Genomic DNA, 21,797 nt, shown 5'->3' with positions numbered 1-21,797 from the left:
CCCCGCACACGAAGAGAGCCCCGGCACCTGGTGCCGGGGCTCTCGCCGTACCCGCCGGGGTCCTAGAGGAGCGAGACGATGGCCGGTCCGAAGGCCGCGCCGAGCAGGTAGAAGAGGTTGAACAGACCGATGGCTGCGGGCCGTTCCTCGTCGGGCACCGCCTTGGTGGAGTGCACCGCGAAGACGCCCTGGCCGGAGGCGGCCGCGATCGAGGCGAGGGCCTGGGCGAGGAGCAGCAGGATCGCCACGGTGCTCACCGAGGCCAGCAGCACGCCGACGGCGCTGAGGGCGAGGAGGGTGAAGATGACCGGCTGCCGGCCCACCTTCGCCGAGAGGGCCACCACCAGCCAGGAGAGCGCGCCACCGAGCAGCAGCGGCCACACCATGGCCCCGCCGATCGTCCCGCTCGACCAGGAGGTGTGGTCCGAGAGGGAGTTGGGCACCGCGAACATCAGCCCGAAGTTGACCGCCGCGAGCAGGAAGGCCAGCACCGAGGAGATCAGGAAGATCGGGCTGCGGACCACGACGGCCGGGACGAACCCCTGCGGCTTGACCCGCAGGTGCCACACCAGGGCGGCGATCGTCAGCACCGAGAGCACCCCGGCGATCGCCGGGTAGTGCGGGACGAAGACCAGAGCCGTGACCACGGCGGTGAGCAGCACCGCGCCCAGCCCGTCGAAGGCGGCGGTCGAGGTCGGCCGGGTGGAGGCCCGCCCGATGATGACGAGCAGGGCGATCAGGCTGAGCGCCGGCAGGGCCAGGGTCGCCTGCCAGTTGATCGCGTCGTTGACCAGGGAGCCGACCAGCGGCGCGGTGGAACCGACCACCGCGAGCGAGGCGGTGACGAAGCCCATCGAGCGGGCGGAGTTCGTCAGGCTCATCGCGATGGAGGTGAGGCCCGCGGTGCCGAGCGCCTGGAGCGCGCAGCCGATGATGACGGCCGGGAGCGCCGGGACGGCGAGGACCAGCAGGGCGCCCAGCAGGACCAGCGCCCCGCAGCCGGCGAGCGCGGCGCGCGCGCCCCGGTGCCGCAGCAGCCCGGTCATCAGCGGGGTGCCCACCGCGATGCCCCAGCCGAAGGCGGTCACGCCCCAGGTGACGGTGCCGGTGGTGGTGGACAGGTCGCGGGCGATGTCGTCGAGGACCAGCGCGGGTCCGGCGATGCCGAACGAGAGCGGTCCGGCCATCAGCCCCAGCCAGTAGGTGGGGATGCGGGGGGTGTCGGGTGCCGGGTGGTCCGCGCCCTCGGGGCGCGCGGTGCCCGGACCCGCGAGAGATTCACTCACGGTTCCTCCAGGGGTGAGGTAAGGGGCGTCGGCTCCGCCTGCGCGGGGCCCGGCACCGGAATCGCCCGGCGGACCGGGCGTCGTACGGTCGAGCGGTCAGTGGCCGGGCGGGGGCCCGGCCACGGAGCCGTGCGGTGCGGGTGGTGCGGTGGTGCGCTCAGGCGTCGAGCGTCGGGTAGTCCGTGTAGCCCTTGTGGTCGCCGCCGTAGAAGGTGGAGGCGTCCGGCGAGTTGAACGGGCCGCCGACCCGGATGCGGCGCTGCAGGTCGGGGTTGGCGAGCCAGAGCGAGCCGAGGCTGACCGCGTCGGCCAGGTCGTCCTGGAGGACCTCCAGCGCGATCTCGGGGGTCACGGAGGCCTCGGTGCCCGTCTTGTGCGGGTTGAGGATCAGCGTGCCCGGCCACTCGGCCCGGATCAGCTCGGTGACCTCGCGGTGGCCGAACTCCATGACGTGCACGTAGGCGAGGTTGTACGGGGCCAGCGTGCGGATCAGCGTGCGGTACAGCTCGGCCGGGTCGCTCTCGCTGACGCCCTCGCTGGTGGAGCCGGGGGAGATGCGGATGCCCACGCGCTCGGGGCCGATGGCGTCGCTGACGGCCCGCGCGACCTCGTCGGCGAACCGGACCCGGTTCTCCACCGAACCGCCGTAGACGTCGGTGCGCTGGTTGGAGCCGTCGGCCAGGAACTGCTGGATCAGGTAGCCGTTGGCGCCGTGCAGCTCCACCCCGTCGAACCCGGCGTCCACCGCGTGCTTGGCGGCGGAGACGAAGTCCTCCACGGTCTGCGCGATGTCCTCGAGGGTCATCTCGCGCGGGACCGGGTGGTCGACCATGCCGTCGGGGGTGTACATCTGCCCGCCGGTGGCGATGGCCGAGGGCGCCACCGGAAGGGCGCCGTCCGGGTAGAGGCTGGGGTGGCCGACCCGGCCCGAGTGCATGAGCTGGACGAAGATCCGGCCGCCGGCGGCGTGCACGGCGTCGGTCACCCGGCGCCAGGCCTCGGCCTGCTCGGCGGAGTGCAGCCCCGGGGTGTCGATGTAACCCTGACCGATCACGCTCGGCTGGGTACCCTCGGTGATGATCAGCCCGGCCCCGGCCCGCTGGGCGTAGTAGTCGGCGGTCAGGGCGTTCACGGAACGGTCGACGGAACGGCTGCGGGTCATCGGGGCCATCACCAGGCGGTTCGGCAGGGTCATCTTGCCCACGCGCAGGGGGGCGAACAGCTCGTCCATGGTCTCCTCCATCGGGTTGTGATCATCGGGGGATGTCCTGATCACAACGGTAGGAGCGGCGCCCTCGCGCGGAATCCGTAGTCTCTACTGCTCCCGGTACGTATTCACGGGTAAGTAACATGGGACCGTATACCGATGGCATGCGGGCGGGTCTGGTAGCGGGTGGAGGGGGACGTCGGTGCTGTACGGGCGAACCACCGAACAGGAGCGGCTGACGCAACTGGTGGCCGCGGCACGTGCCGGGTGCAGCGGTGCACTTCTGGTACGCGGTGAGGCGGGGATCGGCAAGACGGCACTGCTCGACTGGCTCGCCGAGACGGCGGCCCAGCCGGACCCGGAGCACGGGGACGACGGACGAGAGCTGCGTATCTTACGGGTCACCGGCATCGAACCGGAAGCGGATCTGGCCTTCGGGGGCCTCGTCCAGCTGCTCTGGCCCGTCCAGAGCCGCCTGGACGCCCTCCCCGAGCCGCAGGCCGCGGCCCTGCGGGCGGTCCTGGGCACCGGCGCCGAGCAGCGCGGCCCCGACCGCTTCCTCACCGGTCTCGCGGTCCTCACCGTCCTGGCGGATCTCGCCGAGGACGGCCCTCTTCTCTGTCTGGTCGACGACGCCCAGTGGCTGGACCAGGCCACGGCCGAGGCCCTGCTCTTCGCCGCCCGCCGGCTGGCCGCCGAGGGCGTGGCGATGGTGCTGGCCGGCCGGGACGACGGTTTCTCCGCCCCGGGCATCCCCGAACTGCGGCTGAACCGGCTGGGCTTCGAGGACTCCTCGCGGCTGCTGGCCGACCGGGGCCGGGCCCCGGCCCTGCGCTCCCAGATCATCACCGAGTCCGCGGGCAACCCGCTCGCCCTCATCGAATTCGACTCCGCGCGGCGCGATCAGCCGCACCAGCATGCCCCGTTGCCCGTCGCGGACCGTGTGTTCTCGGCCTTTCGATCACAGATCGGCAGACTGCCGGAGCGCACCCGGCTGATGATGCTCATCGCGGCCGCCGAGGCGCGCGGCGATCTGCCCCTGCTGCTGCGCGCGTCGGAGCTGCTGGGCGTGGACCTGGGTGATCTGGAGGAGGCCGAGCGGTCCGGGCTGATGTACGTCATGGACGGCACGGTCACCTTCCGTCACCCGCTGATCGCCTCCGCCACCTACCAGGGCTCCGTGCTCGCCCGCCGGATCGCCGTGCACCGGGCGCTGGCCGAGGCCGCCGTCGACCCCGACTGCCGGGCCCGCCATCTGCTGGCGATCACCACCGCCCCCGACCAGGACGTGGCGCTGGAGCTCGCCGAGGCGGCCGCCCGCGCCCGGGGCCGTACGGCGTACGCGGCGGCCTCCGGCCTCTTCCGGCACGCCGCCCGGATCAGCACGGAGCAGGAGACGCGGGCCGCCTGGCTGACCGAGGCGGCGACCCTCGCCCTCGCCGGGGGTCATGCCGCACAGGCGGACCGGCTGGCCGAGGAGGCGGACCCGCTCCAGGACGACCCGGCCGTCGGGGCCACGATCGCCTCGGTGCGGGCGGCCGTCGTCTTCGAGCTGGGCGACCAGAGCGAGGCGGCCCACGGGCTGCTGGCCCGCGTCGGGGAGGCCGCGACCCCGGAGACCTCCGGGATGCTCCGTACGGCGGCGGCCTACGGCTGGCTGGCCGGGGACGAGGACACCGTGCGCGCCGCCGGGGCCCGGCTCGCGGCGGGCGGCTGTACGGATCCGCTGGTGGAGGGGCTGGAGCGGCTCTGCGAGGACGACGCCGAGCACGGACTGCCGCTGCTCGCCGGGTTCCTGGAGCGCCGGCTCGACGCGCCCGACACCCGGGACGTGGACGAGCAGGCCGTCCGGATGCTCGCGCTCACCTGCGGCACGATCCTCGGTGACGACGAGGCCGCGCTCGACCTGGCCTCCACGGAGGTGCGGTGGTGCCGCTCCCAGGGCATCATCGGTGAACTCCCGTACGCGCTAGACGTCCTGGCCCAGAACCAGGTTCTGGCGGGCCGCCACCGGGACGCCGAGGCGTCGGTGACGGAGGCGGAGGAGATCGCCCGGGACACCGGGATGCGCCAGCGGCTGGCCCGGCTGGCGGCGGTGCGCGCGCGGATCGCCGCCATCGAGGGGGACGCCCAGCGGGTACGGGAGCTGGCCGAGGCGACCCCCGAGGCGCTGTGCACCGGGGTGGACTGCGCGGGCGTCCTGCTCGACCTGGGGCTCGGGGACTTCGACTCGGCCCTCAACCGGCTGACCCCGCCGCCGCCCGGCCCCGACCGGTACATCTGGCTCTCCCTCTCCACCGCCGCCGACCAGGTGGAGGCGGCGGTCCGGCTCGGGCAGCCGGAGCGCGCCGAGGAGGCGCTGCGCCACTTCGAGAACTGGGCCGCTGCCGGGGCCCGCCCCCGCACCTCCGCCACCATCGCGCCCTGGGCGCAGGCGGTGGTCCTGCGGTGCAAGGCCCTCCTCACCGACCAGCCGGAGCACTACGCCCAGGCGCTGCACCTGCACGAGAAGGGCGGCCGCCCCTTCGAGCGGGCCCGCACCGAGCTGCTGTACGGGGAGTGGCTGCGCCGGGCCCGCCGCCGCAACGAGGCCCGGGAGATGCTGCGTTCGGCGCTGACCACCTTCGAGCGGCTCCAGGCGGAGCCCTGGATGCGCCGGGCCCGGGCCGAACTCCAGGCGTCCGGCGACCACTTGGTGACGGCCCGGATGCTGGCGGACAACCTGATCGACCGGCTGACCCCGCAGGAGCTCCAGGTGGTGCGGCTCGCCAAGGACGGCAGCAGCAGCCGGGAGATCGCCGCGCAGCTGTTCCTGAGCCCGCGCACGGTGGAGCACCACCTCTACAAGGCGTATCCGAAGCTGGGTGTGGGCTCCCGGCAGGAGCTCGTCCTGCTCGACCTCTGAGGCGCCCGCGCGGCCGGGAGAAGGCCGTGAGCAGACCGCGGCCGCACCACGGCGCCACCCGCGACAGAAGCAGACGGAAACGGACGGAAGATGTTCACCTTCCCGTCCGTTTCCGTCGCCGACCGCTGCTCCGGCCCCCTGCCCCACGCTCCGCACGGGTGCCCGGCCACCCCATGGGCCGTCGGCCGATATGGCGAAAAGTGCGCTCCCTACCGCCCCGGGCCGTTCTACGGTGCCCGGACCACCTCCCCCTGAAGATCAGGGCATATTACGCTTCCAAGCGGTGCCGGTGGCGGAGTGGCGACGCGACCGCGTGGGCCGCACCGGGCCGCTGACCAGAGCTGTTGCCGGGCCGCACAACGGGGGATCACGTGTTAAGACACGAAGCCGAGGCAAACGTCGATGCTGTGGCCATACTGGAGCTGCTGGCCTCCGACGCACCGCCTGACCGATTCGAATCGCTCCTCACCCGGGCGCGTTCCTCGGGCATGCCCGGACCGCAGCTGGACCGCCTGGAGAACGCGCGGAAACTCGGCCTGCACATCTACTCCCAGCTCGACCGCCGCCAGCAGCGCGAGGCCAGCCTCTCGGCCCTGGTGGACATCGCCCGCGAGCTGTCCGCCCCGTACGACCTGAAGACCCTGCTCAAGGTGACCACCCGCCGGGCCCGCATGCTGCTCGGCGCGGACATCTCCTACATCACCCTGCTCACCTCGGAGAAGGGCACCGCCCGGGTCGAGGCCAGCGACGGGCACGTCTCGTCGTTCCACGTCGGGATGCAGATCCCGCAGGGGGCTGGCAGCAGCGACGTCCTGACCACCTCGGCGCCCTTCTGGAGCGCGGACTATCTCAGCGACGCCCGTTTCCCCCACCACGAGCGGCTGGACGAGATGGTGCGGGCGGAGGAACTGCGCGGCATCATGGCGGTCCCGCTCTCCCACGGCAGCGGACCGTTCGGCGTGCTGCACGTCGCGGACCGCGAGCCGCGCCACTTCTCGGCGGACGAGGTGTCCCTGATGAGTTCGCTGGGCGATCTCGCGGGGCCGTCATCGAGAAGGCCTGGCTGATGGACCGGACCGCGGCCGAGGTGGAGATGCTCCAGCGCCGCACCGAGGAGGCGGAGGCGGGACACCGCCAGTGGCAGGAGGTCGGTGACCTCCACGAGTTCCTGATGTCCCAGGTGCTCTCCGGCTGCGATCTGCAGACCCTGGCCGAGGCGGCGGCCGACGGGCTCGGGGGCGTCCTCACCATCTGCGCGGGGGACGGCACCGTGCTGGCCTCCACCGCCGGGGAGCAGCCCGACGACGAGCTGATGATCCCCCGGGCGATGATGGACGCCCACGCCGCGGGCAAGGCGGTCCGGGTCAAGAACAGCCTGTGGGCCGCCCCGGTCATGATGGGCGACGAGAACCTGGGCGCGGTCCTCCTGCGCACCGAACGGCCCCTGTGGGACTCGGGCGTCCGGCTGCTGGGCCTGGTGGCGCAGGCCACCGCCGTCCTGCTGCTGCGGCAGAACAGCCACGGCATCGTGATGGAGAGCCAGGCCCGCGACGGCTTCCTGGACGACCTCGTCAACCGTACGCGGTCCACACGGGAGTTGGACCGGCGCGCCCGCAAACTGGGCGTCGCCCTGGAGGAGTCGTACGTCGTCGTGGTGGCCAGCCCGGTCGGCGACGCCCGGCGCAAGGCGATGATCTGGGCCTCCTCCTACGCGCACCGCAACGACGGGCTGAAGTCGGAGCAGGCGGGCCGGGTGGTCTTCCTGCTCCCCGGCACCGACGCGGCGGAGGTCGCCCGCGAGGTGCACAACGACCTCTCGCCGCTGCTCCGGCACCTGGTCACGGTCAGCGCCGCCGGCCCGGTCTCCGGCGCGGGCCCCATCCACCGCAGCTATCTGGAGGCGCTGAGGTGCCTGGAGGTGATGGGCGCGCTGGGGCTCTCGGGCCGGTCGGCAGCCGCCTCCGAGCTGGGCTTCCTCGGCCTGCTGGTCTCCGACGACCACGACGTGGACGGCTTCATCGAGTCGGTGATCGGCCCGGTGGCCCGCTACGACGACCAGCGGCTCACCCAGCTCACCGACACGCTGGAGGCCTTCTTCCACGCCTCCGGCTCACCCACCCACGCGGCGAAGGCCCTCCATGTGCACCCGAACACCGTCGCGCGCCGGCTGGAGCGGGTCAGTGAACTGCTGGGCGAGGGCTGGCACCGGCCCGACCGCGCCCTGGAAGTCCAACTGGCCCTGAAACTCAGGCGGATGAGGTCGGCCCTGATGGGCCGGGAACCGCTCGCCGGAGGACACCGGACCGGCGCCGACGGAGAGTGAGGCGAAGGTCCGCCCACCCGGCCCGGACCGCCACAGGCACCGCACCGGCGCCGAGGGGAAGCAGGCCGGGGTGACTGCCCTCAGCACAGGGCGCGGGCCTCGTCGCCCACCCGGCTGAGGGCGACCACGGTGTGGGCGGCCGAGGCCAGGGTGACGTGCCGGTGCCAGCCGGCGAAGGAGCGGCCCGTGTAGTCGCGGATGCCCACCCGCTCCGCGATCTCCCGGAAGTCGTGGTCCACCCGGTCGACGAGCCGGGTGAGCCGCAGGAGTTCGGCGGCCGGGGTGTCCGTCATATTGGTCAGCCACAGCTCTCCGGGCCACCCCCGCCCGTGCTCGCCCACGCCGAGCAGCACCAGGTCCCCGCGGCGGCGCGTCACCCGCATGGGGCTCGCTATCCGGGTCCGGACCGCCGCGACGAGGCTTCGGCGGGCCGGGCGACCCGGCCGGTGGGCGCGCCAGGCCACCGGCCGGCGCAGGTCCCGGGCGGCGGCCATGATCTGGTGCGCCGTCGACGTACCGCTGCGGCCGCGCAGCAGCGGGTCGGTGACCTCCAGGCGGGTGCTGCCCGGCACCCGGGCCAGCACCTGGACGCCCGCCGCGTGGTACGAGCGCACGGTGGCCGCCGCCTCCGCCGCGTCGGTGGCGTGCCCGTCGAGCACCACCGGGCGGTCCGGCAGCCCCCAGGACCGCATCATGCCCAGGTACGCCTCATGGGCGCAGTCGGCGAGCGACTCCGACGCCACGGCGTCCGGTATCGAGGCCTGGAGCCGGCGGGCCCCGTCCTCCAGCCAGGCGTCCGAGAGGTGCAGCCGCCAGTTGACGGGGAAGCTGCCGGTCTCGGACGCGGCCCACACCCCCACCGCGTACTGGGCGTTGAGGACCTGGCCGGTATACGGAAGGAACTGCCGCTCCACCCCCACCGAGTTCTCCCCGGCCTTCGGGATGACCATGGACCGGACGACCCACGCCTGGGGTGGTGCTACGCGCACCACGTGTTCGGCCAGGGCCCGGCGTACCGGCTTCCACCCCCAGGTGGAGCTGGCGACGAAGTGGTGCAGACTCTGCTCGGTCGCGCTGCCGCCCAGCACGGCGGCGATGTTCCGGATCGACTTGCGGCCCTCGGCCGCGATCAGCGCCTGCAGATAGTTCATGCCCCTGCGCCGCTGGTCACTGCGGGGCAGGGAGAGGAACAGGCGTGAGCCCAGCTCCCCGAGAACGATGTCCTCGACTCCGGAGACATCGAGTGGCAGGCGGTGCTGCTCGTCCGATAAACGGTTGTCTGTATGAAGAGCAGCAGCGGAACTCATCCCTGTACCTTCCCTCTCGGCGATGCTTCTGGGACCTTCGTTCCCTACGGTGCGTGCCGGGCGGGTGGCATGCCTAGGTGCTCCGGACACCGGCTTGGCCGCCGATCCGGTGTCCGATCCACCGACTCCATAATTCGGCTGGGACGACTGCGACCTGGGTCACGTCGGGGATGGTGGCGAGGCACCATGCAACGGATGTGTAACGCACGGATACACGCGCGGATACATGGGGTCCGAGGGGCATCAGCGCACCACAACCCGCTGCCCCGCCGGGTGTGGCCGGACCCCAGCCACAGAGCGTGACACGAAGGCGAGCGCCGCTCACCTTCCGTGCACCCCCGCATCGCGGAACGGCCGGCGACCAGGGGAACGCGGCGTACGGGGGTTCGTCCGCCGCATTTCGACGATGGAGCCGCGCGTCCGGGCGGGACAAGGGCGCACGGGGATATGCCATGGTCGCGACATAGCGCGTGACGCTGCGTCAATTTGCCTTACATACAAGGCGATACGCCCGTGGCGCGTCTCGGGATGCCAGACGCACCAGGGGAGGGGCCTCACGGAAGGCGCCCCACGGAAGGCCTCCCACGTGACGGCGAACGCTTCGCGCACGTCACGCCTCCCGTGCGGGCTCCTCAGGTCCGGGAGGCATGGGACAGCGCGTCCGGGAGGGTGGCGCGGATTTCGGTGATCAGGGCGCGGCTGGCCTCGTGGGCGGCCGCGCTGCCCTCGGTCGGGGTGGTACCGGCGCGCTGGTGGAGGACGACGCCGAGGATCAGGCGCGGGGTGCCGGCGATCTTCTGGGTCGACGCCCACACCAGGTTGCCGCCCGCCGGGGTGGACGAGCCGGTCTTCAGGCCGATGACGCCGTCCCGGCCCAGCAGTTTGTTGGTGTTGCGGAAGGTGACGTCGGCGCCGGGGGCATCGACCGTGCGGGTGGCGACGATCTCGCGGAACGCCGGGTCCTTCATCGCGGCCCGGGCCAGCTTCAGTTGGTCGGTGGCGGTGCTCCGCGTACTCGTCTCCATGCCGCTCACCCCGGTGTACGTGGTGCGGTCCATCCCGAGGGTGGCGGCGGTCTCGTTCATCTTCGCCACGAACGCCTGCTCACCGCCCGCGTCCCAACGGGCCAGCAGCCGGGCGATGTTGTTGCCCGACGGCACCATCATCAGCTCCAGCAACAGGCGTTGGGTGTAGGTGCGGCCCGCGAGGACCGGGGCGGTCGTCTCGACCGAGGAGTACGACTCGTTCGCCGCCTGCTCGTCGCCGGTGATGGCCGCACCGGGGGCACCTGGCCGCATCGGGTGGGCCCGGAGGATCACGTACGCCGTCATGACCTTGGTGACGCTGGCGATCGGGACCGGCCGCTGCTCGCCCCGGGTGCCGAGGCTGCCGATCCCCTCGACCTCCACGCTCGCCTGGCCCTCGGTGGGCCAGGGCAGGTGCAGCGACTTCGCCGCGGCGACGGAGCCGGGCGCGGGGTTCGGGGCCGGGGCGGTCAGGTGGTCGCCGCCGGCCAGCGCGTACCAGGTGCCCATCCCGGTCGCGAGCGCGAGGGCGGCGGAGAGCGGGACGAGGAAGGACCTCCGGCGAGGGGTGGGGACAGGGGCGTGGGGCATGGGCACCTCCGGGGAGAACGTGTGCGTCTTCCGCACGGTCCTCACCCTCCGCGAGCCGCTCTTCCGGGCCGGTGCGGTGCCGTTTCCGCTGCCGCGAGAGTGCGTTGCGGTTCGGTTTCAGTCCACCGCCCCAGGCCGCCTCGGCGCCTCCGGTCGCCCCGGCCGCTCCGGTCACTCCGGTCACTCCGGTCTCGTCGGCCCTTCCGGCCCCTCCGGCGCCAGGTCCAGCGTGGCGATCGCGCCGCCGTCCGGGGCGTTCGCGAAGGTCAGGCGGGCGCCGAGGACCCCGGCCTGGCCCTGGGCGACGGTGAGGCCGAGGCCGTGGCCCCGGCCGCGCTCGCTGGCGCCCGTACGGAAGCGCTGCGGGCCCTGGTCGAGCAGGGCGGGCGGGAAGCCGGGGCCGTGGTCGCGGACCGCGATGCGGGGGCCGGTGACGGTGACCTCGACGGGGGTTCCGCCGTGCCGGTGCGCGTTGGTGACCAGGTTGACCACGATCCGCTCCACCCGGCGCGGGTCGGTCTCCACCAAAGCCGCTTCCCCGGCGGTGACCCGGGTCTCCGTCCCCGTACGCCGGACCACGTCCGTCACCAGCTCGCCCAGCGGCACCGTGTCGAGCCGGGCCCGTTCGGCGCCCGCGTCGAGGCGGGAGATCTCCAACAGGTCCTCGATCAGGGTGTGCAGGGCCCGCACCCGGTCCCGTACGAGCACCGTCGCCTCGTCGTCCTCCGGGAGCAGCCCGGCGGCGGTGACCAGGCCCATCAGCGGGGTGCGCAGCTCGTGGGCGACGTCGGCGGTGAAGCGCTGCTCGTTCTCCAGCTTGCGCTGGAGGGCGGTGGCCATGTCGTCGACGGCGGCCGACATCTCGGTGATCTCGTCCCGGGCCCGCCCGGCGGAGCCGATCCGCGCGTCCAGTTCCCCGTCCGCGATCCTGCGTGCGGTACGGGCTCCGTGGCGCAGCCGCCGGTTGACCGGCTCGGTGGCGAGGGCGGCGAGCGGGACGACGAAGAGGAGCGCGGCGAGGACGGCCTTCACGATGGCGCGGTCCAGGAGCTGGAGGCTGCGGACCTCGGTGCTCATGTCCTCCCGTACGACCAGGAACTCACCGTCCCCGGCCGCCACGGCACCCCACATCCAGTACCAGTTGGGGTCCTTGGCGTCGTACCAGGTGGCGTAGCCCGTGCTGGGGTCCGGCTGGTCGGCCAGGTCCCGCGCCAGCGGCCCGGGCAGCTCGTCCCGGGGCCGTACGTCGATGTCGGGCGGCGCCTGCCCCGTACGGCCCAGCTCCCGCTCGGCCGCGATCAGGCGGGTGATCGTGCGCTCGTGCCCCAGCCGCAGCCCGCGCTCCCGGGTCGCGTCGTGGACCAGGAAGCCGACCACCGCCGCCACCGCGCAGCAGGCGGCAGCGGTGAGCGCGGCGATCTTCCAGCGCAGGGCGCGGGGGTTGAGGAGGCCCATGCGTCAGCTGCGGACGAGTTTGTAGCCGAAGCCGCGTACGGTCTCGATCCTGCCGCTGCCGATCTTCTTCCGCAGCCGCAGCACACACAGGTCCACGACCCGGGTGTCCCCCTCCCAGCCGTAGTCCCAGACCTCGCGCAGCAGCCGGCGGCGGTCCAGCACCGAGCCGGGCGCGGCGGCGAACTCCAGCAGCAGACGCAGTTCGGTCGGGGTCAGCGGTACGGGGCGGCCGTCCCGGTGCACCTCCATGCCGAGGGTGTCCACGGTCAGGTCGCCGAAGACCAGGACGTGGTCGGGGGCCTCCGGCGGCGCGCTCCGGTCCGGGTCGAAGGTGGCGCGGCGCAGCAGCGCCCGGATGCGGGCCACCAGGACGGCGGTGTCCACCGGCTTGACCACATAGTCGTCGGCACCCGCCTCCAGGCCCGCCACCACGTCCAGCGCGTCGCCGCGCGCCGACATCATCAGGACCGGCACGAGGCTCTCCTCGCGGATGCGGTGGCAGAGGCCGATGCCGTCCAGCGCGGGCAGCATCACATCCAGGATCAGCAGGTCGTGCGTGCCCGCGCGGAACGCCTCCAGGCCGTCGAGCCCGTCGGCGGCCACGTCGACGCGGTAGCCGTAGCGCTCCAGGGCGAGTTGGACGGCGCGCCGGATCGTGGCGTCGTCCTCGACGACGAGCACGCTGACGGGGTCGGGGACCCGGGGTTCCGGCACGATTCCTGCCTGGTCGTGGGGGTGGGAGGGGGAGGTGAGGGGTGCTTTGTGCATCGTAGGCGGGCGGGGCGGTGGCGACGGTTCAGAACCGCAGCCTGGCCGCCACCGGGCGGTGGTCGCTGCCGGTGGCGGGCAGGGTCCAGGAGGCGAGCGGGGTCACCCCCTTCACCAGCACGTCGTCGATCCGCACCACCGGGAACGCGGCCGGATACGTGAACCCGAAGCCCTTCCCCGCCTCCCGCTGGGCCGAGCGGAGCTGCGAGGTGACCGGGGCCAGGGCCGCGTCCTGGTACGTGCCGTTGAAGTCGCCCAGCACCACGACACGGGGCGCGGCCTCGGCCCGGAGCGCGGCGGCCAGCTTCCGGGCCGCCTCGTTGCGGCGGGCGGTCGTGAAGCCCGCACCCGATACGCGTACGGAGGCGAGGTGGGCCGCGTAGACGGCGACGGGCCCCTCGGGGGTCTCCGCCGTGGCCCGCAGCGCCCGCGTCCACGGCATGATCTCCACCTCCGCGACCGCCGTGAGCCGGTGCCTGCTCCAGAGGCCGACGCCGCCGAGCACCGCGTGGTGCGGGTGGGTGGCGGCCAGCTCGCGCGCGTAGACGGGCGTGGACTCCTCGGAGAGTTCCACCAGGGCCAGGACGTCCGCGTCGGCCCGGGCGAGGGCGCGGGCGGTGCCGGCCGGATCGGGGTTGGCCTCGTCCACGTTGTGGCCGAGAACGGTGAGGCCGGTGGTGCCGGGGGCTTCTGCGGACCGTTTGTCGGTGAGGGCGGGGCCGAAGAGGGTCGCCCAGACCAGGGCGGGCGCGAGTACGGCGACGGCGGCGAGCCGGGAGCGGCGTACGGCGGCCAGGGCGAGGAGGAGGGGGACGGCGAGACCGGTCCAGGGCAGCACGGTCTGGAAGAGGCTGCCGATGTTGAGGGCGGTGTTGGGGACCAGGGAGTGCAGGGCCATCAGGGCGGCGCAGAACAGCGCGAGGAGCGCCCGGCGGCGGCCTCGGGGGCGGGGGTGGAGGTGGGGACCTGGGGCGCGGTCCTGGTGGAGGGCGGCTCGCTCCCGGGCCCTGTTTCTGTGGTGGTCCCTGTTCCGCTTCCAGTTCCGGTTCTGGTTCCGGTTGCAGTTCCGGTTGCAGTTCCGGTTCCGGTTCCGGTTGCGGTCTTGGCTTCGGCTTCGGCGGGGGTCGTCCGGGCGCTCGGGGGCCGCTCGGGGCTCAGGCGCTCCTCGGTGCTCGGCACGGATCTCCCAACGTCGCGTGCGCCGGGGATCGGCGTACGCCCCCCAGCCTCCGGGAGCCGTGCTTCCGGGCGGTCAGTGCCGTGCTTCGGGGACCGCGCGGGTCTGTTTCAGCCGCGTATCGGTCAGGCCGGTTCCGTACGGGCCAGGTGGGCCGCCTCCTCCGGGGTCAGCCGGGCACCCTCCGCGTACGCCTCCGAGAACGCCGCCGCCCCCAGGGCCGCCCGTGCCGAGGCGGTGACCCGGTCGACGTCGGCGCGTTCGGCGGGCGGCAGCGGGGCCCCGGCCGCGCGACGGGCGGCCGCCGCGGCGCCCAGGAGGACGGCCGCCCGGGTGGCGGAGGGGGCGTCGGCGGTGAGGGCCGCCGCCCCGGCGAGGCCCTCCAGGGAGAGGGCCAGGGCGCGGGGTTCCGCGAGGGCGCGGGCGATCTCCAGGCCCTGGAGGTGGTGGGCCGCCACCGTGTCCGCGTCGCCCGAGCGGCGACGGGTTCCGGATCGCGGACGGCAACCGGATCGCAATCGACGTGAAGAGCCACGGGGTCGCCTTCGAGTCTCACCCCCGGCGGGCTGGACGACTTCGTGCACCGGGTGGTGCCGATCCTCCAGGAGAAGGGCGTCCACCGCGACGACTACCGCCCGGCGGCCCCCCGGGCCATGGGGATATCCCGCCGATGCCCCCTGAGGCTCCCCCGCCCCCGTAACCCGCCCCCCATACCCACCCTCGGCCCCGTCACTCCACCGTTCAGTCCGTGGCGACCGTGCGGTCCGTGGCGGTGAGCGGACCGTACGCGTCCGGGCGGCGGGTGGTCAGGAACGGGAACAGCTCCAGCCAGTCGCGGCGGGCGTCGAGGTCGAGGTCCGCGACCAGTACGGCGGGCTCGTCGCGCGGGGCCTGGGCGAGGACGCGGCCGTACGGGTCGACGATGAAGGAGCTGCCGTAGAAGGTGAGGCCGTTCTCGGCACCGATGCGGTTGGGCACGACCATGAAGGTGGCGTTGGCGATGGCGTTGCCGGTGATCACCTTCTGCCAGAGCGGCTGGGAGTCGAAGCCGGGGAAGCCGGGCTCGGAGCCGATGGCGGTGGGGTAGACGAGGACGTCGGCCCCGGCGAGCGAGTAGGCGCGGGCCAGCTCGGGGAACCACTGGTCCCAGCAGGTCGGCAGGCCGAAGCGGGCCTCGTCCACCGTGACCAGCGGGAAGGCGTCGTCGCCCGCCGGGCCGGCCCGGAACCAGTCGTCCTCGTAGTACCCCTCGGTGACCGGGATGTGGGTCTTGCGGGTGCGCTGGGCGAGGGTGCCGTCGGGGGCGACGAGGATCGCGGTGTTGTAGCCGAGGCCGTCGTCCTGGCCGCCGGGCGCCGGGGCCTTCTCGTACAGGGAGGCGTGGACGTACACCCCCTGCTCACGGGCCGCCTCGGCGGCGAAGGTGAAGGTGGGGCCGGTCAGCAGCTCCTCCGGCTCGGCCGGCGCGGGGTGGTCGGCGCGGCGGACGACCGCGAAGTACGGCGAGAGCGTCAGCTCCTGGAGGCAGACCACCCGGGCCCCCTCGGCGGCGGCGAGGCGGATGCCCTCCAGCAGGGCGGCGCGGTGCTCGGCGGGGTCGCGGTGCCACCGCTGCTGGACGGCCGCGACGCGCAGGGGGCGCGGTCGGCGGGGCGGGTCCGGGTCGGGGAGGCGGGCGGGTTGTACGCGGTGATCAGACGCATGACCAGTTCCAGGGGCCGGGGTGCGGGAAGGAGGGGACGGACACTGCCGGAACGTTCCGGCACGGCCCGAATCTAACGCTGCCGGAACGTTCCGGCAACCCCCCGCACCGTGCCTCCCCGAACGTCTAGACTTCACCCCCGTGACCTCCCGGACCGTGACCCTGCTCGACGTGGCCCGCGCCGCCGGGGTCTCCAAGAGCACCGTCTCCGACGCCCTCCAGGGCTCCGGCCGCGTCGCGGCGGCCACCCGGGACCGGGTCCGCGCGGTGGCGGAGGAGCTGGGCTACCGCCCCAACAGCGCGGCCCGGCGGCTGCGGCGCTCCAGCACCGGCGCCATCGGGCTGCACCTGCCGCGGACGGCGACCCGGCTCGACTACTACATGAACCTCGCCTTCGGGGCCGTGGAACGCGCCCAGGAGGAGGGGTTCGACGTCATGCTGCTGGCCCCGACGAGCATCGCGGGCGGCGGGGACTCCAGGGGCTCCGGCGACTCCGCAGGCCCCACAAGCCCCGCAAGCCCTACGAGCCCCGCAGGCACCCCGAGCCCCTCAGGCCCCACGAGCGGCCCGATCGCCTCACGGGTCGACGGCCTGCTGGTGATCGACCCCGAGGTGGACGACAGCGCGGTCCCCGGCCTGCTGGACGCGGGCGTTCCGGTGGTGACCGGGGAGCGCTACCTCGGCCCCACCGCCGCCCCCACCGGGGCCGTGATCTGCGACAACGCCGCCTCGCTGACCGCACTCCTGGACCATGTGACCGAACGCGGCGCCCGCCACCCCGCCGTCCTGGCCCCCGCGGGCACCTCCGCCTGGGCCACTGCCCTGCGGGCCACCGCCGACTCTTGGGCGCGGGAGCGCGGGGTGGCCGTGGCGCTGCGGACCGTACCGTTCGCCGCCACACCCGGCGAGGCCGAGGAGACGACGCTGGCCCTGCTGCGGACGGACCCGTCGGTGGACGCGGTGATCTGCGCCCCGGACGGAGCGGCTCCGGGCGTGCTGCGGGCGGCGGCGACCCTGGGCCGCCCGGTGGGGCCCGGTTCACTACCGGCGGCGGCGCCTCACGCCCGTACGGCCACCGCCACCCACCCCCGTATCCCCCTCCTCATCGCCTCCTGCGTCGACGGCACCGCCACCCGCTCCGCCGAGCCGCCCGTCACGGCGGTCGACCTGCGCCCCGCCGCGTACGGGCGCGCCTGCGCCGAGCTGCTCTGCGACATCCTGGCGGGCCGGACCACCCCCGACACGGTCCGCCGCCACGCCTGGGCCCTCGAGACCCGCGCCTCCACCTGACCGCTCCGGTGAGAAAGCCCGCGGAACATCGTCAGAGCCAGAGCGCCCGTTCGAGCAGCTATGTGCTGCACGAAACCGCCTTCTGGACCGCCTTCGTGTACCCCTTGGCGAATCGGTCGATCTTCTCGCGACGCCTATCCGTGTCCTCATCCAGGCTTTCACCCACGGTGAACTCGACAATGACGTAGCGGGACGCATCCGACTCGCATTCGGCGGCAATCATGGCGTTCGTGTCGCCTACCGCCCCCTTGCCATCGAACGGCAGGTCTTTCATCTCCTTACGGTTCCGGAAAGGCTGCTTCTCCCTTTCGCCCATCGGGTCGGAGAACTCCCCGATCTGGCTGATGGAGACGAACAGGACACGGCGCTTGTCCACCAGAACGCGGCAGGAACTCACCGGGGGTTCGAGTGGTTCGGCCTGCTGCTCGACGGTCTTTCCCGGCGGGAAGAGCGGGTCGACCAGTTCCTTGTCCACGGGGACTCCGCAGAGGTTCTCCGGAAGGCTGTAATCGCGCTTCTCCTCCGTGGCACACCCGGCTGCCGTCCCCACGAACAGGAGGGTGAGAACCGCCGCGGCGGCCCTGTGGACTCTCTTCACTACTTCTCTCCCCCGACCCCGTTGACCTTGTCGTTCCCGTGATCCGCCGCGTCCCTGATCTGGGTGTAGACGCCCCGGTCCGGGGAGAAGTCCTTCTCCTCCTCGGCCCATTCGGTGTTCTCCGCGTACCATTGATCGGCGATGGCGCGGAGCTGGAGGTTGCGTTCCTCGTGATTGGCCTTGCGGTCTTCGGTGGCCTTCTCGCCGATGCGGTTCCCCTACTCCTCGGCCCAGGCAGCCGTGATCGCGTCGACACCCCGTTGCGCGATGTCGCCACCGAACTGGTTGGCGATCGCGCCCACCAGGTGATACCCCCAACGTGATGTTCTTCCTGCGGCCCCGCTCCAGCACCTGGTCGAGTTCGGCTTTGTACTCGACGAGTTCATCGGGGGTGTCCTTGAGGATGTTGTGGATCGTCGTCGCCTGGGTGTGGGCGTCGCCGAACTCCCCCACCGTCTTCGTGATGAACTCCCGGGAGACCGCGGCGTTCAGCCCGGCCCAGTTCGCCTTGTCCGCCCTCGCCTTGAGGTCGTCGCGGGCATCGGTGTTCAGCGCCTTGAGCTTCTTCACCACCCCGCTCCAGGCGGTGACAGCCTCGTTGAGCTGGGCGAAGCTGCCATGGCGCAGAGTTTCGAGGTCCATCAGCGCTGGGGCATCTCGGTGAATCCCTCGTCCAGGGTGGAGATGCTGCTGATGGTCGAGTAGATGTGGTACTCGTCCCCGGCATGGGCGTTCTTGGTGTAGTCCATGTGGTTGGAGATGTGCGCGCAGGCATCCAGCAGCGAGGTGAGCTGCTTCTCAGCGCTTCTGGACGTGGTCGAGCCCTCCGCCGAGCGCGAAGCCCTGGGTCGTCAGGTCCTTGGCAGCGGTCTGGCTGGCGGACCAGGCGTCGCGTCCGCCCTTGCCCAGCCTCTCGAAGAGCTTGAAGGCGCTGTCCCCCACGGCCGCCGGATCCTTCTGGCTGACCTTGAGGTCACCGCCCGGCGCCGACCCGCCGCCCTCGTCCGGCACGCCGTTGAGCTGCATGGCTGCCTGGCTCTTCAGCTGCTCCCACTCGTCCCATGCAATGAAGGCGTCCTCCCCCGTCGGCCCTGCGTCGTACGCTCCGATTTTCTCAACGTATCAACAGGGCTTCCGCAGGGATCGGGCCATTGTCCAGGGGTGACCGTGCGCAAGCCCTCCGGCGGGCCGCGCTCCCGGTCCGCCCCTGCCGGGGGTGCCCGGGGCTCGCCCGGAGGCAACGGAGTCGGAACAGCCTCCTCCGCGTCTCCGCAATGTGAACGTTCTGCGTCAAGTGGCCACCGGCACGCCGCGCTTGACATGTCAGCGTGCGGCCGATGATAAGATCATCTTACTTCCAGTGGGCTGATGGCGTATGGGGGCATTCCGGGAGGAATGGATTCCTCGGCCCCACCTTCGGAGGGGCACCTCCCGAAGCGGCGCACGGTCGTGGCGAACGAGCCCTGGTCGCGTGCCGTATGACGGGGTGTCAAGCCGTTTCCAGCCATGGCACTTGAAGTGAGTCTCATGACATTTCCACAGGGCCCCGTCATCTGGGCGCTGGTTGTCGTAGCACTGGTAGCCGTGGGTGCCGTCCTGCGGGCTCGCGCGACCAACATCAAACTGCGCAGGGGCAACGCCGAGCTGAGCGCCGAGCGGGACGAGCTCCTGCGGCAGCGGGACGAGCTCCACGTCGTCCACAACGGGCTCCTCCAGCGGCAGGCCTCCGAGCTGGCCGAGGTCCGCAAGGACGCGGAGGAGGAGACCAAAGCCGTCCTCAAGGCCGCCGTCCGTACCCTTCAGGGCCTCGCCGACGAGCAGCAGGTCGTGATCGAGAAGGCCCAGCGCAAGTACGGCGACGACCCCGGCATCCTCGCCGACCTGATGGCCATGGACCACGCCAACAGCCAGTTCGGGCGGCGCGCCCAGGGCATCGCCGTCCTCTGCGGCGGCTGGCTCGGCCGGCGCGAGACCGTGGCCTCCGTCTTCGACGTGGCCCGCAGCGCCCAGGGCCGTATCCGCCATTTCGACCGGGTCCGGGTCAACGGCCAGGTGAACTTCTCGGTCGTCAGCCGGGCCGTCGAACCGGTCGCCGTGGTCCTCGCGGAGCTGCTCGCCAACGCCACCAACTACTCCGCCCCCGGCACCCCGGTGGAGATCAACATCCAGGCCGTGCCGACGGGCGTCTGCCTGATCGTCGACGACGCCGGTCTCGGCATGGGCCAGGAGGAGAAGGACCGCGCCGCGGCCCTCCTCTCCCCCCAGGCGGCGATCAGCGTCTCCAGCCTGGGCATTCCGCCGCAGTTCGGGTTCGCCGTCTCCGGGATGCTCGCCGCCCGCTACGGGTTCCGGGTCTCGGTGGACTCCGTTTCCCCCTATGGAGGCGTACGCGCGGTGGTACTGATCCCCGACGAACTGCTCACCACAGAGGTCCCGCAGCCCGCCCCGGCCGCCGCCGAGATCCCCCAGGACCCGGAGGCGTACGGGAACCGGCAGCAGCAGCCCCACATCCATCAGCCCGCTCAGTGGCAGCAGCAGGCGTCCGCCCCCGCGCCGAACCCGCCCACCCCGCTCTTCCCCCCGGCGGACCGGCGCCCGGACACCGCCACCCAGCAGCTCGCCCAGATCACCACCACCTCCGGCGGCCTGCCGAAGCGTCGTCGCAAGAGCCCCGTCTCCGCGGTGCCCCCGGCCGAGCCCCAGCCGCTGCGCAGCAACGAGGAGACCGCCTCCCGCCTGGGCGCCTTCCAGCGCGGCACCCGCTCCGGGCGGTCCACGACGACGACCACGGAAGGATCCGAGATCCAGTGAACCCCGATCTGTCCTGGGTACTCAACGATGTGCTCCAGGTACCCGGAGCCCGGCACGCGATCCTCGTCTCCGCCGACGGGCTGCTGCTCGCCAACTCCAGCGAGATCGGCCGGGACGACGCGGAGACCGTCGCCGCGGCCATGAGCTCCATGCAGTCCCTCAGCCGCGCCGTCGCCCCCTTCATCGGCACCCGCAACCCGGGCCGCTGGCGCCAGACGCTCCTGGAGTACGAGGACGGCTGGATCTTCCTCATCGCCGCGGGCTCCGGCGCCTACCTCGCCGCCACCGCCGCCGCCGATGTGGACATGGAGGCGATGTCCTTCCGGATGCAGCAGCAGGTCACCGCGCTGGGGAAGGCGATGACGACGCCGCCCCGCCAGAACGTGAGCAGCGAGATATGACGGCGCCGGGCGAAGAGGCCAGCGTCAGCAGCGGGTTCGTCCGCTCCTACGTCATCACCGGGGGACGAGGGCTGCCCGACGCGGACGAACTCTCCCTCGTCACCCTGGTCACCATCGCCCCCGACCGGCAGCCGCCGCCCAACCCCAGCCCCGAGATCAGGGCGATCTGGGAGCTGTGCTCCGGCGGCTACCTCTCGGTGGCCGAGGTCGCCGGCCACCTCGGGCTGCCGGTCGGGGTGGCCCGGCTGCTGCTCCAGGATTTAAACCAGCAGGGACACCTGCTGCGCCGCAAGGCGCCGCCACCGGCCCAGCTCGTCGACAGGAAGATCCTCGAAGAGGTGTTGCATGGACTCCAAGTCCGGTTCGGCTGAGAGCATCTATGTGCCGGACGCGGTGCGGCGCGCGGCGAAGATCCTCGTCGTCGGGCACTTCGCCGTGGGCAAGACGACGCTGATCGGCACGCTCTCCGAGATCACCCCGCTGCGCACCGAGGAGCGGATGACGCAGGCCGCCGCGCAGGTCGACGATCTGCGCGGGGCGCCCGACAAGACGACGACCACGGTCGCCCTGGACTTCGGACGCCTCACCCTCAGCGACGAGTTGGTGCTCTACCTGTTCGGTACGCCGGGGCAGCAGCGGTTCGTCGAGCTGTGGGAGGACATGGCGCGCGGTTCGCTCGGCGCGCTGCTGCTCGTCGACCCGGCGCGGCTGGCCGACACGTTCCCGGTGATCGACCTGGTGGAGACGTACGGGCTGGAGTACGCGGTCGCCGTCAACAGCTTCGACCCGTACTCCCAGCACGCCGAGGACGAGTTGCGCGAGGCCCTCGACCTGCTGCCGGACACCCCCGTCGTCTTCTGCGACGCCCGGGACCAGAAGTCCTCCGCGCAGGCCCTGATCACCCTCGTACGTCACCTTCTCGCGCACGCGGCCTGATCCTCCGAGAACACC

Annotated in this window: 17 protein-coding genes and 3 pseudogenes; 9 read left to right on the top strand and 11 right to left on the bottom strand. The window is 72.6% G+C overall.

Annotated elements, in window-relative coordinates; genetic code table 11:
* Positions 1-62: 62 nt before the first annotated feature.
* Both DJ476_RS17975 and DJ476_RS17970 read right to left on the bottom strand, forming a co-directional pair.
* Positions 63-1,286 carry an MFS transporter gene (locus DJ476_RS17975; RefSeq protein ID WP_112491017.1) on the bottom strand — a complete coding sequence of 408 codons (1,224 nt, stop codon included), beginning with the start codon at positions 1,284-1,286 and terminating at the stop codon, positions 63-65.
* Between the two features lie 157 nt (positions 1,287-1,443).
* Positions 1,444-2,529: an alkene reductase gene (locus DJ476_RS17970; protein WP_103419399.1), complete on the bottom strand. Its 1,086-nt coding sequence runs from the start codon at positions 2,527-2,529 to the stop codon at positions 1,444-1,446.
* Positions 2,530-2,695: 166 nt separating this feature from the next.
* Here DJ476_RS17970 and DJ476_RS17965 point away from each other — a divergent pair, with 166 nt between their 5' ends.
* The 3 genes from DJ476_RS17965 to DJ476_RS17960 all read left to right on the top strand — a co-directional run bounded on the left by DJ476_RS17965 (position 2,696) and on the right by DJ476_RS17960 (position 7,721).
* Positions 2,696-5,398: a helix-turn-helix transcriptional regulator gene (locus tag DJ476_RS17965; protein WP_103419400.1), complete on the top strand. Its 2,703-nt coding sequence runs from the start codon at positions 2,696-2,698 to the stop codon at positions 5,396-5,398.
* A 407-nt stretch (positions 5,399-5,805) separates the two neighbouring features.
* Positions 5,806-6,465: a GAF domain-containing protein gene (locus tag DJ476_RS35645; protein WP_318294729.1), complete on the top strand. Its 660-nt coding sequence runs from the start codon at positions 5,806-5,808 to the stop codon at positions 6,463-6,465.
* Positions 6,465-7,721: a PucR family transcriptional regulator gene (locus DJ476_RS17960; protein ID WP_318294728.1), complete on the top strand. Its 1,257-nt coding sequence runs from the start codon at positions 6,465-6,467 to the stop codon at positions 7,719-7,721. Before DJ476_RS35645 ends, DJ476_RS17960 begins: the two co-directional genes overlap by 1 nt.
* Before the next feature lie 80 nt (positions 7,722-7,801).
* Here the strand turns inward: DJ476_RS17960 and DJ476_RS17955 are convergent, their stop codons facing one another.
* From DJ476_RS17955 to DJ476_RS17930, 6 genes are all read right to left on the bottom strand, one after another.
* The gene (locus DJ476_RS17955; protein ID WP_079167615.1) at positions 7,802-9,028 is read right to left on the bottom strand and encodes an IS701 family transposase; all 1,227 of its coding nucleotides are present in this window, start codon (positions 9,026-9,028) and stop codon (positions 7,802-7,804) included.
* A 632-nt stretch (positions 9,029-9,660) separates the two neighbouring features.
* A complete protein-coding gene (locus DJ476_RS17950) occupies positions 9,661-10,644 on the bottom strand; it encodes a D-alanyl-D-alanine carboxypeptidase family protein (protein ID WP_112492554.1) in 984 nt (327 codons plus the stop codon).
* A gap of 180 nt (positions 10,645-10,824) precedes the next feature.
* Positions 10,825-12,099 carry an ATP-binding protein gene (locus DJ476_RS17945; RefSeq protein ID WP_112491016.1) on the bottom strand — a complete coding sequence of 425 codons (1,275 nt, stop codon included), beginning with the start codon at positions 12,097-12,099 and terminating at the stop codon, positions 10,825-10,827.
* Positions 12,100-12,102: 3 nt separating this feature from the next.
* Positions 12,103-12,867 carry a two-component system response regulator CseB gene (cseB, locus tag DJ476_RS17940; RefSeq protein ID WP_112491015.1) on the bottom strand — a complete coding sequence of 255 codons (765 nt, stop codon included), beginning with the start codon at positions 12,865-12,867 and terminating at the stop codon, positions 12,103-12,105.
* 28 nt (positions 12,868-12,895) lie between these two features.
* The gene (locus DJ476_RS17935) at positions 12,896-13,765 is read right to left on the bottom strand and encodes an endonuclease/exonuclease/phosphatase family protein (RefSeq protein ID WP_318294727.1); all 870 of its coding nucleotides are present in this window, start codon (positions 13,763-13,765) and stop codon (positions 12,896-12,898) included.
* Positions 13,766-14,169: 404 nt separating this feature from the next.
* The gene (locus DJ476_RS17930; RefSeq protein ID WP_318294726.1) at positions 14,170-14,502 is read right to left on the bottom strand and encodes a hypothetical protein; all 333 of its coding nucleotides are present in this window, start codon (positions 14,500-14,502) and stop codon (positions 14,170-14,172) included.
* A 93-nt stretch (positions 14,503-14,595) separates the two neighbouring features.
* On the opposite strand from DJ476_RS17930, the pseudogene DJ476_RS36250 reads away from it, so the two are divergent.
* A pseudogene (locus DJ476_RS36250) lies at positions 14,596-14,820 on the top strand (hypothetical protein); the annotation flags it as partial.
* Here DJ476_RS36250 and DJ476_RS17925 read toward each other — a convergent pair.
* Positions 14,786-15,747, bottom strand: a pseudogene (locus DJ476_RS17925) (carbon-nitrogen hydrolase). The pseudogenes DJ476_RS36250 and DJ476_RS17925 sit on opposite strands and share 35 nt — an antisense overlap.
* A gap of 140 nt (positions 15,748-15,887) precedes the next feature.
* Here DJ476_RS17925 and DJ476_RS17920 point away from each other — a divergent pair.
* Entirely contained in the window at positions 15,888-17,036 is a 1,149-nt protein-coding gene (locus tag DJ476_RS17920; protein WP_103419652.1) for a LacI family DNA-binding transcriptional regulator, read from the top strand.
* Positions 17,037-17,094: 58 nt separating this feature from the next.
* On the opposite strand, the gene DJ476_RS34560 is transcribed toward DJ476_RS17920, so the two are convergent.
* Both DJ476_RS34560 and DJ476_RS17910 read right to left on the bottom strand, forming a co-directional pair.
* On the bottom strand, positions 17,095-17,634 hold the full coding sequence (locus DJ476_RS34560; RefSeq protein ID WP_162638734.1) for a hypothetical protein: 540 nt from the start codon (positions 17,632-17,634) through the stop codon (positions 17,095-17,097).
* A 641-nt stretch (positions 17,635-18,275) separates the two neighbouring features.
* Positions 18,276-18,702: pseudogene (locus tag DJ476_RS17910) on the bottom strand (hypothetical protein).
* Positions 18,703-19,161: 459 nt separating this feature from the next.
* On the opposite strand from DJ476_RS17910, the gene DJ476_RS17905 reads away from it, so the two are divergent.
* From DJ476_RS17905 to DJ476_RS17890, 4 genes are read left to right on the top strand one after another with little or no spacing between them, the layout of a single operon-like run.
* Entirely contained in the window at positions 19,162-20,445 is a 1,284-nt protein-coding gene (locus DJ476_RS17905; protein ID WP_070200579.1) for an ATP-binding protein, read from the top strand.
* Positions 20,442-20,846 (top strand): roadblock/LC7 domain-containing protein, encoded by a 405-nt coding sequence (locus tag DJ476_RS17900; protein ID WP_028415915.1) that lies wholly within the window; start codon positions 20,442-20,444, stop codon positions 20,844-20,846. Before DJ476_RS17905 ends, DJ476_RS17900 begins: the two co-directional genes overlap by 4 nt.
* Complete coding sequence (locus tag DJ476_RS17895; RefSeq protein ID WP_103419653.1) at positions 20,843-21,217, top strand: DUF742 domain-containing protein; 375 nt, start codon at positions 20,843-20,845, stop codon at positions 21,215-21,217. Before DJ476_RS17900 ends, DJ476_RS17895 begins: the two co-directional genes overlap by 4 nt.
* Positions 21,192-21,782: a GTP-binding protein gene (locus DJ476_RS17890; RefSeq protein WP_070200578.1), complete on the top strand. Its 591-nt coding sequence runs from the start codon at positions 21,192-21,194 to the stop codon at positions 21,780-21,782. The genes DJ476_RS17895 and DJ476_RS17890 overlap by 26 nt, the downstream gene beginning before the upstream one ends.
* The last annotated feature ends 15 nt before the right edge of the window (positions 21,783-21,797 follow it).

Source organism: Streptomyces bacillaris (assembly GCF_003268675.1).
Classification (GTDB): Bacteria; Actinomycetota; Actinomycetes; order Streptomycetales; family Streptomycetaceae; genus Streptomyces; species Streptomyces bacillaris.
This window is presented reverse-complemented; position numbering and strand designations above follow the sequence as displayed.

Excerpts from the sequence above, each read along its gene's own strand:
- DJ476_RS17970 (WP_103419399.1), bottom strand. The coding sequence starts at position 2,529 with ATGGAGGAGACCATGGACGAGCTGTTCGCCCCCCTGCGCGTGGGCAAG.
- DJ476_RS17955 (WP_079167615.1), bottom strand. The coding sequence starts at position 9,028 with ATGAGTTCCGCTGCTGCTCTTCATACAGACAACCGTTTATCGGACGAG.
- DJ476_RS17890 (WP_070200578.1), top strand. The coding sequence starts at position 21,192 with ATGGACTCCAAGTCCGGTTCGGCTGAGAGCATCTATGTGCCGGACGCG.
- cseB (WP_112491015.1), bottom strand. The coding sequence starts at position 12,867 with ATGCACAAAGCACCCCTCACCTCCCCCTCCCACCCCCACGACCAGGCA.
- DJ476_RS17935 (WP_318294727.1), bottom strand. The coding sequence starts at position 13,765 with ATGGCCCTGCACTCCCTGGTCCCCAACACCGCCCTCAACATCGGCAGC.
- DJ476_RS17945 (WP_112491016.1), bottom strand. The coding sequence starts at position 12,099 with ATGGGCCTCCTCAACCCCCGCGCCCTGCGCTGGAAGATCGCCGCGCTC.
- DJ476_RS17950 (WP_112492554.1), bottom strand. The coding sequence starts at position 10,644 with ATGCCCCACGCCCCTGTCCCCACCCCTCGCCGGAGGTCCTTCCTCGTC.
- DJ476_RS17895 (WP_103419653.1), top strand. The coding sequence starts at position 20,843 with ATGACGGCGCCGGGCGAAGAGGCCAGCGTCAGCAGCGGGTTCGTCCGC.
- DJ476_RS17905 (WP_070200579.1), top strand. The coding sequence starts at position 19,162 with ATGACATTTCCACAGGGCCCCGTCATCTGGGCGCTGGTTGTCGTAGCA.
- DJ476_RS17960 (WP_318294728.1), top strand. The coding sequence starts at position 6,465 with ATGGACCGGACCGCGGCCGAGGTGGAGATGCTCCAGCGCCGCACCGAG.